This is a genomic window from Streptomyces coerulescens, assembly GCF_042657965.1.
Classification (GTDB): domain Bacteria; phylum Actinomycetota; class Actinomycetes; order Streptomycetales; family Streptomycetaceae; genus Streptomyces; species Streptomyces coerulescens.
The window spans coordinates 155,119-167,554 of the sequence record NZ_JBHSKM010000024.1; the positions used below are offsets into that span (position 1 = coordinate 155,119).

Below are 12,436 nucleotides of genomic sequence, written 5' to 3' on the forward strand. Positions count from 1 at the left end.
TGATCCTGACGTACGGAGGGCGTCCGAGCCAAGGTGAGTTTGCACAACCCTGTCGTTTCGATGTGTGGGTATTGCCACACCGTGGGCGGGCCGCCCTACGGCTAGGGTCTGTGCACTGCCTACAAAAGCGACGTCTGTGTACCGCTTACCAAAGCCCCGGAGGAACCATGGCGTTCGGCTGGATCGACGAGCAGGCGGAGCTGCGCCGCAGCGCCGGGCTCGTACGGACCCTGCGCCCCCGCCCCGCCGACTCGCCCCTCCTCGATCTCGCGAGCAACGACTACCTGGGCCTGGCCCGGCACCCCGAGGTCACCGAGGGCGCGGCGCGGGCCGCGCGGACCTGGGGCGGCGGCGCGACCGGCTCCCGGCTCGTCACGGGCACGACACAGCTGCACGCCGAGCTGGAGCGCGAGCTGGCCGGCTTCTGCGGTTTCGAGGCGGCGCTGGTTCTCTCCTCGGGTTACGCGGCCAACCTCGCCGCGGTCACCGCGCTGGCCCCGCACGGCTCGCTGATCGTGTCGGACGCCGGCAACCACGCCTCGCTGATCGACGGCTGCCGGCTGGCCCGGGGCACCACGCAGGTCGTCCCGCACTCCGAGCCGGAGGCGGTGCGCAAGGCGCTGCACACGCACGAGGGCACGGCGGTCGTCGTGTCCGACACGGTCTTCTCCGTCGACGGCGACGCCGCCCCCCTGGCCGAGTACGCCGAGGCATGCCGGGAGCGCGGTGCGGGACTGCTGGTCGACGACGCGCACGGCCTCGGTGTCCTGGGCGAGGGTGGCCGCGGTGCCGCGCAGGCGGTGGGCCTCGCGGGCGCCGATGACGTCGTCGTGACGGTGACCCTGTCCAAGTCGTTCGGCAGCCAGGGCGGCGCCGTCCTGGGCCCCGCCAGGGTGATCGAGCACCTGGTCAACACAGCCCGGACGTTCATCTTCGACACGGGGCTCGCCCCCGCGTCCGCGGGTGCGGCGCTGGCGGCGCTGAGGTTGCTGCGCCGCGAACCGGCGCGGGCGGCGCGGGCGGGTGCGGTGGCACGCGAACTCCACGCGCGTCTGACCGCCGCGGGCCTGGAGGCGGTACGTCCGGACGCCGCGGTCGTGTCCGTGCGCGCCCCGTCCCCGGAGAAGGCCGTGCGCTGGGCGGCCGAGTGCCGTGCGGCGGGCCTCGCCGTGGGCTGTTTCCGTCCTCCCTCCGTCCCCGACGGCATCTCACGGCTGAGGCTGACCGCCCGCGCGGACCTCTCCGAGGCCGAGATCGAGCGCGCTGTTCGAGTGATCGGCGAGACACGACCATGAGTCGGCGTGACACGGCCCTGCTCGCACACGGAATGGAAGTGATCAGAACCGATCAGCGTTGATCGGATCGATCGGGGTCATCAGGACTGGAACGCGACCGTGAAACCCGCCCAGCTCTCGGGGGAGAAGAGCAGCGCGGGACCGGCCGGGTTCTTGGAGTCACGCACCGCGAGCAGCCCGGTCCAGGGACCGGAGTGCGGTCGTGCCGTCTCGACGCAGTTGTTCGCACCGGTGCTGTAGCTGCTGCGCAGCCAGCGCGCACCTGGTAGTTCGGTGCTCGACATGACGTTCCGAGGCAATGCTGTCATGGTGCCTCCTTACACACCGCCACCTAGCGCGGCGATGTAATCCAACGATTCCTCGGGCGAAAGGGCGTGGATCCGAAGGGTGTTGAAGGCCTCCGTGTAGGCCTGGAGGTCTTCTTTCCGTTCGAGGTAGAGGCTACTCGTCAAGTGGTCGAGAACAACCACATCCAGATCAGAAGTGCTCGAAAATGAGAAGATAACGAAAGGGCCAGTGAGGCCGATATGTTCGCCGGCCCTGAACGGCAGTACCTGTAGGCGGACTTGGGGCAGCTGCGCCGCCTCCATCAGCCGGCTCAGCTGCCGCGCCATCACCTCGGGCCCGCCGATCTCCCGGCGCAGCACGGCCTCGTCCAGCACCGCGCTCAGCTTCAGCGGCGGATCCGCGCGCAGCACGTCCTGCCTGGCCAGCCGCACCGCGACCAGCGCGTCGAGGCGGTCGTCGGCATCGCCGTCCAGCCCGCCGACCGCGGCCCGGGTCACCGCCCTGGCGTACTCGGGCGTCTGGAGCAGTCCGGGCACCACGGACGTCTCCAGCGTGCGCATCGCCCTCGCCTGTGACTCCAGGCTGATGAAATCCCGGTACGTCGGCGGCAGTACTCCGCGGTACGCGTGCCACCAGTGATGCCGGCCGCCGCCCTCGTCGGAACCCGCCAACACCAGCAGCAACTCCCGCAGTTGGGCATCACGTACACCGTAGACATCGAGCAGTAACCGCACATCGGCCGGTTTCACCCCGCTGGCGCCGGTTTCGATCCGGCTCACCTTGGACTGGTGCCAGCCCGCAAGCCGGGCCGCCTCACCGCTGGTGAGCCCCGCCCCGGTGCGTAACGCACGCAGTTCCGCGCCCAGTTTCCGGCGGCGTACCGCGGGACCGTGCTGCATGGGCTACTCCTTACTCCAACCGAGCCGCCCAAATACGGTCTGCCGTCGCAGAGTTCACCGCTTCGAGCGACAGATATATGCATATCTTGGTGGATCGCCACCCGTGACGGGTGCGGTAATGGCAGTCTGGCGACGAAGCACCAGTCCGGGACCGTACTCGAACCATCCGCTCCGTGTCGGACTGCGGTCCCATTGGAAAGGGACGACCTCGCCATGGCAGATCACCTGGAAGCATCCGTCACTCTGCCGAGCGATCCCGCCTCGGTGTCCGCGGCCCGGGCCTATGTGCTCACCACCCTCGCCGAATGGGGACTGCCACCGGACACGGAAGTGGCCGACACCATCCGCCTGATCGTCTCCGAACTCACCACCAACGCCGTACAGCACACCCTGGGCCAGTCACCCACCTTCACGGTGGACCTCGCGCTCGACCGTGACGAACACCTGCGCATCGGCGTCACCGACAGCCATCCGCGTTTCCCCAAGCGTCTGCCGGCCGCCGTGCAGCAGGACAACGGACGCGGCATGGTCATCATCCGCTGGCTGACCGCGGAGTGCGGCGGCAAGCTGAGAGTGCGCCCGACACGCGAAGGCGGCAAGACCGTCTCCATCGAACTGCCGTGGACTGTGCCAGTGCCGAGCGCTCCGCGGGAAGTGCCGTGACAGGTCGTCCGTCATCTGCGGCGCCGTCGTGGCCTGTCGCGCCCACGCGGCGGAGCCGCATATGGATACAGCCCCGCGCCCCTCAGGTGCGCGGCTGCTGGGCCCGGTTGAAAGTGCCGCGAAGCAGCGCACGGAAAGCATCCGCCGCGGGTGCCGTCTCTTCCCCGCGATACGCGATCGAGATCGTACGGCGTAACCACCCGCCCTCCAGAGCCCGCACCCCCACCGGACTGACCGACGTCCGCGCGACCATTTCCGGTACGACCGCCACGCCCAGCCCCGCACTGGCCAGCGCGCACACCAGCAGATACCCCGGCGTCGCCACCAGCACCGACGGCATGGCCCCCGCCTCGGTCAGCGCCGCCTCCACACCCCGCCGCGCCGGAGCGTCCGGCGCCATGCTGATCAGCGGCTGCCCGGCGAGCTCGGTGAGCGGAAGCCGCGTGGCACCGCTGGTGAGCACATGGCCCGGAGCGGACACCAGAACCAGTTCCTCGACGAGGATCCGCTCGACATCGACCGACGCGGGCAGCGGCGTCGGTTCCCCCGGCTCGTACGCGTGCGTCAGCGCCAGGTCGATCTCGCCCGCCGCCACCGCGGCCACGCCGGCCGACGGCTCGTAGTCGGCGACCGTCAACTCCACGTCCGGATGAGCCCGGCGGAAGGCGCTGAGGGCCGGCGGCAGCAGATGGATGCCGGCCGTCTGGAAGGTGCCGAGCCGCAGTGTGCCGCCGGACAGTCCGGTCAGCCGGGCCAGCTCGTGCCGGGCCCGGTCCAGCTCGTCGAGCACCCGCCGCGCCCGGACCACCAGCAGCTCGCCCGCACCCGTCAGCCGCGCCCCTCGGTGGTGCCGTACCAGAAGGGCCGTGCCGGTCTCCCGCTCCAGCTTGGCCAGCTGCTGGGAGAGCGCGGGTGTGGTGTACCCGAGCCGTTCTGCGGCGCGGGTGATCGATCCCGCCTCCGCGACCGCCACCAGCGCGGCGAGCCGGACCGGATCGTACATGCGAGCTCTCCGTCCGCCTCAGTCACACGTCTGCTTAAAGCAATGCTTTAGGGAGTCCCAGGATATTCGACATACCTGCTGAAGGCTCATGGGCGGCACGCTGGGGTCCATGGACGCTCAGCTCATCGCCTTCACCGGGGTCTCCGCCGGCCTGGTCGCCATGCCCGGGGCCGACTTCACCGTCGTCGTACGCAACGCACTCGTCTCCCGCCGGGCCGGCATCGCCTGCGCGCTCGGGATCGGGGCGGGACTGCTGGTGCATGTGACGATGGCGGTCGTCGGGGTGGCCGCGGTCCTGGCCGCCGTACCGGCGCTGTTCCGCGCGCTGCAGGTGGTCGGCGGCGTCTATGTGCTGTACCTGGGCGTGCAGACCCTGCGGCAGAGGCCCAGCGAAGTGGTGGACACGCGCGAGGAGTCCACCGCGCGGCCGCTGCGACAGGGCTTCGTGACCAACGCCCTCAACCCGAAGGCGTCGCTCACGTTCCTCAGCGTGCTGCCGCAGTTCGTGCCCGCGGGCGCTCCGGCACTGCCCCGGACGCTGCTGCTGGCCCTGATCGTGCTGGCGATCGCGCTGGTCTGGTTCCAGGTGGTCGCCCTGCTGGTGGACCGGCTCGGCAGGTGGCTGCGCCGGCCGCGCGCCGCACGTGCGGTCACGGTCGCCACCGGCGCGGCGCTGACCGCCTTCGGCGCGGCCCTGCTCGCCGGGCCGCTGCTCGCCCTCTGAGGCCCCGAGGGCGATGACGGCGCGTCAGGACGCCGCCACCGCCCCCGGAAGGTCACTTGACCCGGCCGTACCAGACGCTCCTGGTCCAGATCTTCTGCAGCTTGACCACGTCCCCGCTCTTCGGGGAATGCCAGATCTTTCCCTTCCCGGCGTAGATGCCGACGTGGTAGACGGACGACCCCGAGTGGAAGAACACCAGGTCTCCGGCCTTGCGGTTCTTGGCGGAGATGTGGCGGGTCTTGTTGTACTGCTGGGCAGCCGTGCGGGGCAGCTTCTTGCCCGCCTTCTTGAACGAGTACAGCGTGAGCCCCGAGCAGTCGAACCGGTTCGGCCCGGCGGCGCCCCAGCGGTACGGGGAGCCCTTCTTGGAGGCCGCGACCTTGAGTGCCTTCGATGCCGGCGTGGCGGCCTCCGCCTCGGAGGCGAAGCCAGGTGCCACGATCGAGCCGCCCACTGCGGCGATGGTGAGGGCCGAAGCCGTACCGGCCCGGACCATGAGCGACGGGACACGATTGAGCGCAGTCATGCGCAACCCTTCGTCAGCCGCCTGAGAAGGATGACCTGTCGGATTCGGGCTGGCGAAGTTGCCCGGCCGCGTTGCCACGGCTTCACCCCAAGGGCTGCTCGGATCGAACGAACGTCCGCTCCGGCGACCCGTCTTGCTCGGGTCCTCCACTCCTGCCGATCCACTCCGTCGACCGGTCATCCGGGCGGCGGCAGGACTCGGCGTCCGCCCGGATCGCCCCGCCGCTGCGGCGGGGGCTTGTCGTCAGACAGGGATCTTGACGCACGGATGAGCGAAATACCCAACGGAATCGGGGGTTTGTGGTGTTACTCACCACTCACCCGTTCGGGTGGGTGGCCCCCCGTTCGAGTGGGTGTCCAGATGCCCGAGGAGTCCCGGACCAGGGACGGAGCGCCTGATTCCGCCTGGCGCTCATACCTGTTGCGCAACCCTGACGGACAGGCAAAAGGAGAGCCGTCTACGCCGAAAGTGGGTACGCCTTTTGGTCCGTTTCGGCTCGGCACCGGACGCCCCGTCAGTGGGCCGGGGCGTCCGGAATCCTGCGGCACGGGTCGTCAACTGTCGGAGCGCGGGGGCACCGTGACACGAGCCGTGCGGCGCTCTCCGTCCAGCACGCGCAACGCACGCGCCAGCGTGGGAGCGTGCAGCTCCGTCTCGCCCCGCTGATGCATCAGCGCCAGCGCGTCCCGCAGCTCGGCCGCCCTGCTCACGAGCGCCTGGGCGGCCCGCAGTCCGCGATAGGTGTCGCCGTGGTGCGCCGGGTTGATCCGGCCGAGCAGGTCCACCACGTCGAGGTAACGGTCGATCAACTCGCCCTCCGCACGCGTCAGCGCGGGCAGCGGCGGCAACTCGGGTGGGAGCACCGGCCGTCACCGCCCCGTCGGCGGAGCGATGGTGTCCCTGCGGTTGGGGATGATCCGGTCCACCAGCCCGTACTCCAGCGCCTCTTGCGCGGTCAGGATCTTGTCCCGCTCGATGTCCTCGGCCACCTGCTCGCGATCGCGTCCGGTGTGCCGGGCGAGCATCTCCTCCAGCCGGGCCCGCACCCGCACCAGTTCGTCGGCCTGGATCGCCAGATCGCTGGTCTGCCCCTCGACCGGCTCGGGCAGCGTCGGCTGATGGATCACCACCCGCGCCCCCGGCAGTGCGAACCGCTTGCCCGCGGTGCCCGCCGCCAGCAGTACGGCGCCGGTCGCCCCGGCCTGCCCCAGGCAGATCGTCTCCACGTCACACGAGACGAACTGCATCGTGTCGTAGATCGCCGACATGGCGCTGAACGAGCCGCCGGGCGAGTTGATGTACAGCGAGATTTCCTGGTCGGGGTCCTTGTGCTCCAGGTACATGAACTGCGCCATCACGTCGTTCGCCGAGGTGTCGTCGACCGGCGTGCCGAGAAAGACGATCCGTTCCTCCAGCAGCTTCGAGTACGGATCCTGCGTCCTGAGGCCGGAACTCGTGCGTTCGGTGAACTCGGGCAGTACGTAGCGGGCGAACGGTCGGGTCATGGCTCACGCCTCCCTTGCCGGGGTGCCTGTAAAAAATGTACAGGACGTACATGACGTAATGTGGGGAGCATGGCCTACGAGATTCCGGTGACGCAAGCCAGGGCTGAGCTCGCCGATCTGATCAATCGCGTGGTGTACGGCGGTGAGCGCGTCGTGGTGACGCGCCACGGGAAGCCCCTTGTCGCCCTTGTCTCCGCCTCTGACCTCGAACGACTGGAAAAGCTCGGAGAGCCGGCGGAGCTCGCCGAGGAGCAGGTGATCAGCGCGGTCTCCAGCGTCCGCGAGGTCGCTTCCGCTCCCCGCGAACGCCGGCGCTTCGGGATCGCGGCCGAGCATCGCGGGGCGAGCCCCACCTAGCACCGGCCCCCAACGGCTCCGGACACGACGAGACCGTGCACCCCCGTCCGCTACAGCGGGGGTGCACGGTCGGTTCGGTGTGACCGCGGTCGGTCGTCGGTCGCGGTTCCTCGTTCGCCGGCCGGTGGTCAGCCGGAGGTGGCGGCCAGTTCCCGCTCGGGTACGGACTCGGTGCTCGTCGCACGTGCCTTGAGCGCGTTCCCCAGCAGGACGGCGCCCAGGCCCAGCGCGGCCCACCAGGTCAGCGTGAGGGCCGGACCGATCGCCGCCGCTCCGTCGAAGAACGACACCGAGCGCAGCAGGGTCGTGCCCGCCCCCGGCGGCAGCCACTGGCCGATCACACCGACCGGCTCCGGCAGCATCTGCGGTGCCGAGGCCGCTCCGGAGAACGGGTTGCCGATCAGCATGATCGTGGCCGCCGTGATGCCGATGCCGGCGGTGCCGACGAGGGCGGCGAGCCCCGCGACGGCCGCGCTCACGGCGAGCGTCGTCAGCGCGAACACCCCCGCCTCCGCCCACCAGTTCCCGGCGAGCACCCCCAGCCAGCCGTGCGCGATCGATGCCGCGCCCAGGCCGATCAGGGTGGCGGCACCGACCAGGGCGCCGACGGCGCGGACGCCGCGCAGCCCCAGCAGGGTCACCGCCGCGCCCGCCGCCATGCCGGCCAGGGCGAGCGGCAGGACGCTGGAGGTCAGGGCCGCGCCGCGCGGGTCGTTCTCCGGTGCGGCCACGACGTCGACGGTCTTGACCTGGGTGCCCTCGGCGGCGGCCTGCTGGGCCACCGCCTGCTGGAGGAGCTGGGCGACGGCCGGGCTCGCCGCGGACGCGGTCAGCAGCTCCGGGCCCTGGGGTGTCACGACGACGGCGCCGTACACGGTCCGGTCCTCGATGGCCTCGCGGGCGGCGGCCTCGTCGGCGTAGCGGTGGATGTCGAAGGCGCCCTCGTGCGTGCTGAGCCGCTGCTCCACCTGTGCGGTCGCGGCGGTCGGTCCGGCCACGCCCAGCGGCAGGTCGCGCGGGGCGGTGCGGGCGGCGGGCCAGGCGAAGGCCCACAGGGCGAGCGCGGCGAGGACCGGGACCAGGACGACGATCGCGATCAGGCGCCGGGGTGCGGCGTTCCTGGGTGCCGTAGCGGACGGGGTGGACATGGGTGCTCCCTGGGAGACGGACTAAAAAGAAGGATCGTTCGTTTTTGTTGTGTCACCACCGTCCTGCGCATGCCGCTCCTTGTCAAGAAGGAATGTTCGTTTTACTTTGTGACCATGGCCCGCGTATCCCAGGAACACCTCGACGCCCGCCGCCGGCAGATCCTCGACGGTGCCGCCCGCCTGTTCGCCCGCAATGGCTTCCACGCCACGTCGATGCAGGACGTGCTGAAGGAGGTCGACCTGTCGGCGGGCGCGGTGTACCGCTACTTCAGCGGCAAGGACGACCTCATCGCCGCGATCGTCAAGGAGGTACTCGGTGAGATCCGCGCGGCCTTCGCGGACGTCACTCGGCAGAGCCCGCCGCCACCGCCGGACCTCTTGGTCGGCCTGGTCCTGCGACGGACGCTGCGCGTCTGGGCGTCCCTGCGGGCCGAGGGCGACTCGCTCTTCCCGCGGCTGATCATGCAGGTCTGGGCGGAGACCGTGCGTAACGACGAGCTGGCGGCCATCCTGACGGACGTGTACGTCGAGCTGCGCGAGAACTGGGTGCTGGCCGTCGAGGCGTACCAGGAGGCCGGGATGATGCGGTCGGACGTCCCGGCGGAGCATGTGGCGCGCACCATGATCGCCACCGTGCAGGGGTTCATCGCTCAGCAGGCCCTGTTCGGCGGGGCGCCGGTGGAGGTCCTCCAGGACGGGCTGCGCGGGCTGATGAGCATGCCCGACGAGCGGCAGGGCGCCTGAGAGATCACAGCTTGGTTAACGTGCCCGAAACTCGGTCCAACTAGCCTGCCGATCCACGCCACCAGGCACTTTTGCCGTGTGGCCGCGGCAACCGGACCCCGCACGGTCCGGAGCGAGGACTGTGAGGTGGGACGTGCAACTGACCCCGCACGAGCAAGAGAGGCTGCTCATCCACGTGGCGGCCGACGTCGCCGAGAAGCGCCGGGCCCGCGGCCTCAAGCTGAACCACCCCGAGGCGGTCGCCCTCATCTCCTCGCACATCCTCGAGGGCGCACGCGACGGCCGTACCGTCGCCGAGCTCATGTCGTCCGGACGCAAGCTGCTCACCCGCGACGACGTCATGGAGGGCATCCCCGAGATGATCCACGACGTCCAGGTCGAGGCCACCTTCCCCGACGGCACCAAGCTGGTCACCGTCCACGACCCGATCGTCTGAGGGGGGCCTCGATGATTCCCGGAGAGATCCTGTTCGGCGACGGGCCGATCGTCTACAACGCAGGCCGCGAGGTCACCCGGCTCACCGTCCTCAACGCCGCCGACCGGCCCGTCCAGGTCGGCTCCCACTACCACTTCGCCGAGGCCAACCCCGGCCTGGACTTCGACCGCGCGGCGGCCCGCGGCAGGCGGCTGAACGTCGCCGCCGGCACCGCCGTGCGCTTCGAGCCCGGCATCCCCGTCGAGGTCGAACTCGTCCCGCTCGCCGGAGCCCGAGTGGTGCCCGGACTGCGCGGGGAGACCGGAGGTGCCCTCGATGCCTGAGATCTCCCGCGCCGCGTACGCCGATCTGTTCGGCCCGACCACCGGTGACCGTATCCGGCTCGCCGACACCGATCTGCTCGTCGAGATCGAGGAGGACCGCTCCGGCGGGCCCGGACTCGCCGGGGACGAGGCCGTGTTCGGCGGCGGCAAGGTCATCCGCGAGTCCATGGGCCAGTCCCGGGCAACCCGCGCGGAGGGCACCCCGGACACCGTCGTCACCGGTGTCGTGATCATCGACCACTGGGGCATCGTCAAGGCCGACGTCGGCATCCGCGACGGCCGGATCACCGGCATCGGCAAGGCGGGCAACCCCGACACGATGGACGGGGTGCACCCGGACCTCGTCATCGGCCCCGAGACCGAGATCATCGCCGGCAACGGACGGATCCTCACCGCCGGCGCCATCGACGCGCACGTCCACTTCATCTGCCCCCAGATCGCCGACGAGGCCCTCGCCTCCGGGATCACCACGCTCGTCGGCGGCGGCACCGGACCCGCCGAGGGCTCGAAGGCGACCACGGTGACGCCCGGCCCCTGGCACCTGGCCCGGATGCTGGAGGCGATGGAGGAACACCCCGTCAACTTCGGCCTGTTGGGCAAGGGCAACACCGTCTCCCACGAGGCGATGCTGTCGCAGATCCGCGGCGGCGCGCTCGGCCTGAAGCTGCACGAGGACTGGGGCTCCACCCCGGCCGTCATCGACGCCTCGCTGACCGTCGCCGACCGGACCGGTATCCAGGTCGCGATCCACACGGACACATTGAACGAGGCGGGTTTCGTCGGCGACACGCTCGCCGCGATCGCCGGACGCGGCATCCACGCCTACCACACCGAAGGCGCGGGCGGTGGACACGCACCCGACATCATGAGCGTCGTCTCCGAGCCGCACGTGCTGCCCAGCTCGACGAACCCGACTAGGCCGTTCACCGTCAACACCGCCGAGGAACACCTCGACATGCTGATGGTGTGCCACCACCTCAACGCGGCCGTACCCGAGGACCTGGCCTTCGCCGAGTCACGGATCCGGCCCTCGACCATCGGGGCCGAGGACATACTCCACGACCTCGGCGCGATCTCGATCATCTCGTCGGACTCGCAGGCCATGGGGCGCGTGGGCGAGGTCGTCCTGCGCACCTGGCAGACCGCCCATGTGATGAAGCGGCGGCGCGGCGCGCTGCCCGGGGACGGACGGGCCGACAACCGGCGGGTGCGGCGCTATGTCGCCAAGTACACGATCAATCCCGCGCTCGCGCAGGGCCTCGGCCGAGAGATCGGCTCCGTGGAGACCGGCAAGCTCGCCGACCTGGTGCTGTGGGAACCGGCGTTCTTCGGGGTGAAGCCGCAGCTCGTCATCAAGGGCGGGCAGATCGCCTACGCGCAGATGGGCGACGCCAACGCGTCCATCCCGACGCCGCAGCCGATCCTGCCCCGGCCGATGTTCGGTGCGATCGGACGGGCACCGGCCGCGAACTCGGTCAACTTCGTCGCCCCGCTCGCGATCGAGGACGGGCTTCCGGAGCGGCTGCAGTTGGGGAAGCGGTTCGTCGCCATCGAGTCGACGCGCGGCGTCACCAAAGCCGACATGCGTCAGAACGACGCGCGGCCCGAGGTGAGGATCGACCCCGACAGCTTCGCCGTGCACATCGACGGGGAGCTGGTGGAGGCCACGCCCGCCGCCGAACTGCCCATGGCACAGCGGTACTTCCTGTTCTGAGGGGAAGGTTCCGCGATGACACGAGCAGCACTTCTGGTCCTGGCCGACGGCCGCTTTCCCGCCGGGGGGCACGCACACTCCGGTGGGGCCGAAGCGGCCGTGAAGGCGGGACGCATCACCGGAGCCGCGAGCCTGGAGGACTTCTGCCGGGGGCGGCTGCACACGGCCGGGCTGGTCGCGGCCTCGCTCGCTGCGGCGGCCGCGTCCGGGGGCGACGTGGTGGAGTTGGACGCCGCCGCCGATGCCCGTACGCCGTCGCCCGCCCTCCGGCTTGCCGCGCGGAAGCTGGGGCGGCAGTTGATGCGGGCGGCTCGGGCCACCTGGCCCACCGGGGAGCTGGACGAGCTGGCCCGGCGGTTTCCCAAGGGGGCCCATCAGCCGGTCGTACTGGGGGGCGTTGCTCGGGCGGCGGGGTTGGGGGGCGTCGAGGCGGCGTACTGCGCGGCGTACGAGAGTGTGAGTGGGCCGGCGAGTGCGGCGGTGCGGTTGCTGAGTCTGGATCCCTTCGACGCGACGGCCGTGCTGGCGCGGTTGGCGCCGGAGGTGGACCGGGTGGTGGATCGGGCCGTGGACGCGGGGTGGGGGGTTGTCGCGGAGGGGGTCGACGCGTTGCCCGCGGCTTCGGGGCCGCTGCTGGAGATCGGGGCGGAGGTGCATGCGGCTTGGGCCGTGCGGTTGTTCGCGTCCTGAGCTTCCTCGCCCCCGCCGCCCCTACCCGTCCCGTCCTGAAGGGGCTCCGCCCCTTCGACCCCGCCGGGGCTGCCGCCCCGGACCCCCTTCGGCCTGAACGGCCGCATCCTCAATCGCCGGA

Annotated in this window: 16 protein-coding genes; 9 read left to right on the forward strand and 7 right to left on the reverse strand. The window is 70.7% G+C overall.

Annotation, left to right across the window (positions count from 1 at the left end; translation table 11 throughout):
• Positions 1 to 167 precede the first annotated feature (167 nt).
• Positions 168 to 1,295: an 8-amino-7-oxononanoate synthase gene (locus ACFPQ9_RS30205; RefSeq protein WP_380860289.1), complete on the forward strand. Its 1,128-nt coding sequence runs from the start codon at positions 168 to 170 to the stop codon at positions 1,293 to 1,295.
• Between the two features lie 80 nt (positions 1,296 to 1,375).
• Here the strand turns inward: ACFPQ9_RS30205 and ACFPQ9_RS30210 are convergent, their stop codons facing one another.
• Both ACFPQ9_RS30210 and ACFPQ9_RS30215 read right to left on the reverse strand, forming a co-directional pair.
• Entirely contained in the window at positions 1,376 to 1,603 is a 228-nt protein-coding gene (locus ACFPQ9_RS30210; RefSeq protein WP_380860292.1) for a DUF397 domain-containing protein, read from the reverse strand.
• Positions 1,604 to 1,612: 9 nt separating this feature from the next.
• A complete protein-coding gene (locus ACFPQ9_RS30215; RefSeq protein ID WP_380860295.1) occupies positions 1,613 to 2,482 on the reverse strand; it encodes a helix-turn-helix domain-containing protein in 870 nt (289 codons plus the stop codon).
• A gap of 213 nt (positions 2,483 to 2,695) precedes the next feature.
• Here ACFPQ9_RS30215 and ACFPQ9_RS30220 point away from each other — a divergent pair, with 213 nt between their 5' ends.
• Complete coding sequence (locus ACFPQ9_RS30220; protein WP_380860298.1) at positions 2,696 to 3,145, forward strand: ATP-binding protein; 450 nt, start codon at positions 2,696 to 2,698, stop codon at positions 3,143 to 3,145.
• An 82-nt stretch (positions 3,146 to 3,227) separates the two neighbouring features.
• On the opposite strand, the gene ACFPQ9_RS30225 is transcribed toward ACFPQ9_RS30220, so the two are convergent.
• A complete protein-coding gene (locus ACFPQ9_RS30225) occupies positions 3,228 to 4,148 on the reverse strand; it encodes a LysR family transcriptional regulator (RefSeq protein WP_380860301.1) in 921 nt (306 codons plus the stop codon).
• Positions 4,149 to 4,257: 109 nt separating this feature from the next.
• Between ACFPQ9_RS30225 and ACFPQ9_RS30230 the strand changes: the two genes are divergently transcribed.
• On the forward strand, positions 4,258 to 4,872 hold the full coding sequence (locus ACFPQ9_RS30230; protein ID WP_380860304.1) for a LysE family translocator: 615 nt from the start codon (positions 4,258 to 4,260) through the stop codon (positions 4,870 to 4,872).
• A gap of 52 nt (positions 4,873 to 4,924) precedes the next feature.
• Here ACFPQ9_RS30230 and ACFPQ9_RS30235 read toward each other — a convergent pair whose 3' ends face one another.
• The 3 genes from ACFPQ9_RS30235 to ACFPQ9_RS30245 all read right to left on the reverse strand — a co-directional run bounded on the left by ACFPQ9_RS30235 (position 4,925) and on the right by ACFPQ9_RS30245 (position 6,903).
• A complete protein-coding gene (locus ACFPQ9_RS30235; RefSeq protein ID WP_380860307.1) occupies positions 4,925 to 5,398 on the reverse strand; it encodes a C40 family peptidase in 474 nt (157 codons plus the stop codon).
• Between the two features lie 554 nt (positions 5,399 to 5,952).
• The gene (locus ACFPQ9_RS30240) at positions 5,953 to 6,261 is read right to left on the reverse strand and encodes a hypothetical protein (protein WP_030956806.1); all 309 of its coding nucleotides are present in this window, start codon (positions 6,259 to 6,261) and stop codon (positions 5,953 to 5,955) included.
• A 6-nt stretch (positions 6,262 to 6,267) separates the two neighbouring features.
• On the reverse strand, positions 6,268 to 6,903 hold the full coding sequence (locus tag ACFPQ9_RS30245; protein ID WP_380860311.1) for an ATP-dependent Clp protease proteolytic subunit: 636 nt from the start codon (positions 6,901 to 6,903) through the stop codon (positions 6,268 to 6,270).
• A 69-nt stretch (positions 6,904 to 6,972) separates the two neighbouring features.
• Between ACFPQ9_RS30245 and ACFPQ9_RS30250 the strand changes: the two genes are divergently transcribed.
• Positions 6,973 to 7,260: a type II toxin-antitoxin system Phd/YefM family antitoxin gene (locus ACFPQ9_RS30250; RefSeq protein ID WP_380860314.1), complete on the forward strand. Its 288-nt coding sequence runs from the start codon at positions 6,973 to 6,975 to the stop codon at positions 7,258 to 7,260.
• Between the two features lie 128 nt (positions 7,261 to 7,388).
• Here the strand turns inward: ACFPQ9_RS30250 and ACFPQ9_RS30255 are convergent, their stop codons facing one another.
• Positions 7,389 to 8,408 carry an ABC transporter permease gene (locus ACFPQ9_RS30255; protein ID WP_380860317.1) on the reverse strand — a complete coding sequence of 340 codons (1,020 nt, stop codon included), beginning with the start codon at positions 8,406 to 8,408 and terminating at the stop codon, positions 7,389 to 7,391.
• 114 nt (positions 8,409 to 8,522) lie between these two features.
• Here ACFPQ9_RS30255 and ACFPQ9_RS30260 point away from each other — a divergent pair, with 114 nt between their 5' ends.
• The 5 genes from ACFPQ9_RS30260 to ACFPQ9_RS30280 all read left to right on the forward strand — a co-directional run bounded on the left by ACFPQ9_RS30260 (position 8,523) and on the right by ACFPQ9_RS30280 (position 12,315).
• Complete coding sequence (locus ACFPQ9_RS30260; RefSeq protein WP_380860319.1) at positions 8,523 to 9,152, forward strand: TetR/AcrR family transcriptional regulator; 630 nt, start codon at positions 8,523 to 8,525, stop codon at positions 9,150 to 9,152.
• Positions 9,153 to 9,285: 133 nt separating this feature from the next.
• Positions 9,286 to 9,588, forward strand: coding sequence for an urease subunit gamma (locus ACFPQ9_RS30265; RefSeq protein WP_380860322.1), 303 nt, complete (start codon positions 9,286 to 9,288; stop codon positions 9,586 to 9,588).
• Positions 9,589 to 9,599: 11 nt separating this feature from the next.
• Positions 9,600 to 9,911: an urease subunit beta gene (locus ACFPQ9_RS30270; RefSeq protein WP_380860325.1), complete on the forward strand. Its 312-nt coding sequence runs from the start codon at positions 9,600 to 9,602 to the stop codon at positions 9,909 to 9,911.
• Positions 9,904 to 11,625, forward strand: coding sequence for an urease subunit alpha (locus ACFPQ9_RS30275; RefSeq protein WP_380860328.1), 1,722 nt, complete (start codon positions 9,904 to 9,906; stop codon positions 11,623 to 11,625). Before ACFPQ9_RS30270 ends, ACFPQ9_RS30275 begins: the two co-directional genes overlap by 8 nt.
• Positions 11,626 to 11,640: 15 nt before the next feature.
• Positions 11,641 to 12,315 carry an urease accessory protein UreF gene (locus ACFPQ9_RS30280; protein WP_380860331.1) on the forward strand — a complete coding sequence of 225 codons (675 nt, stop codon included), beginning with the start codon at positions 11,641 to 11,643 and terminating at the stop codon, positions 12,313 to 12,315.
• Positions 12,316 to 12,436 lie beyond the last annotated feature (121 nt).

Excerpts from the sequence above, each read along its gene's own strand:
- ACFPQ9_RS30205 (WP_380860289.1), top strand. The coding sequence starts at position 168 with ATGGCGTTCGGCTGGATCGACGAGCAGGCGGAGCTGCGCCGCAGCGCC.
- ACFPQ9_RS30210 (WP_380860292.1), bottom strand. The coding sequence starts at position 1,603 with ATGACAGCATTGCCTCGGAACGTCATGTCGAGCACCGAACTACCAGGT.
- ACFPQ9_RS30215 (WP_380860295.1), bottom strand. The coding sequence starts at position 2,482 with ATGCAGCACGGTCCCGCGGTACGCCGCCGGAAACTGGGCGCGGAACTG.
- ACFPQ9_RS30220 (WP_380860298.1), top strand. The coding sequence starts at position 2,696 with ATGGCAGATCACCTGGAAGCATCCGTCACTCTGCCGAGCGATCCCGCC.
- ACFPQ9_RS30225 (WP_380860301.1), bottom strand. The coding sequence starts at position 4,148 with ATGTACGATCCGGTCCGGCTCGCCGCGCTGGTGGCGGTCGCGGAGGCG.
- ACFPQ9_RS30230 (WP_380860304.1), top strand. The coding sequence starts at position 4,258 with ATGGACGCTCAGCTCATCGCCTTCACCGGGGTCTCCGCCGGCCTGGTC.
- ACFPQ9_RS30235 (WP_380860307.1), bottom strand. The coding sequence starts at position 5,398 with ATGACTGCGCTCAATCGTGTCCCGTCGCTCATGGTCCGGGCCGGTACG.
- ACFPQ9_RS30245 (WP_380860311.1), bottom strand. The coding sequence starts at position 6,903 with ATGACCCGACCGTTCGCCCGCTACGTACTGCCCGAGTTCACCGAACGC.
- ACFPQ9_RS30250 (WP_380860314.1), top strand. The coding sequence starts at position 6,973 with ATGGCCTACGAGATTCCGGTGACGCAAGCCAGGGCTGAGCTCGCCGAT.
- ACFPQ9_RS30255 (WP_380860317.1), bottom strand. The coding sequence starts at position 8,408 with ATGTCCACCCCGTCCGCTACGGCACCCAGGAACGCCGCACCCCGGCGC.
- ACFPQ9_RS30260 (WP_380860319.1), top strand. The coding sequence starts at position 8,523 with ATGGCCCGCGTATCCCAGGAACACCTCGACGCCCGCCGCCGGCAGATC.
- ACFPQ9_RS30270 (WP_380860325.1), top strand. The coding sequence starts at position 9,600 with ATGATTCCCGGAGAGATCCTGTTCGGCGACGGGCCGATCGTCTACAAC.
- ACFPQ9_RS30275 (WP_380860328.1), top strand. The coding sequence starts at position 9,904 with ATGCCTGAGATCTCCCGCGCCGCGTACGCCGATCTGTTCGGCCCGACC.
- ACFPQ9_RS30280 (WP_380860331.1), top strand. The coding sequence starts at position 11,641 with ATGACACGAGCAGCACTTCTGGTCCTGGCCGACGGCCGCTTTCCCGCC.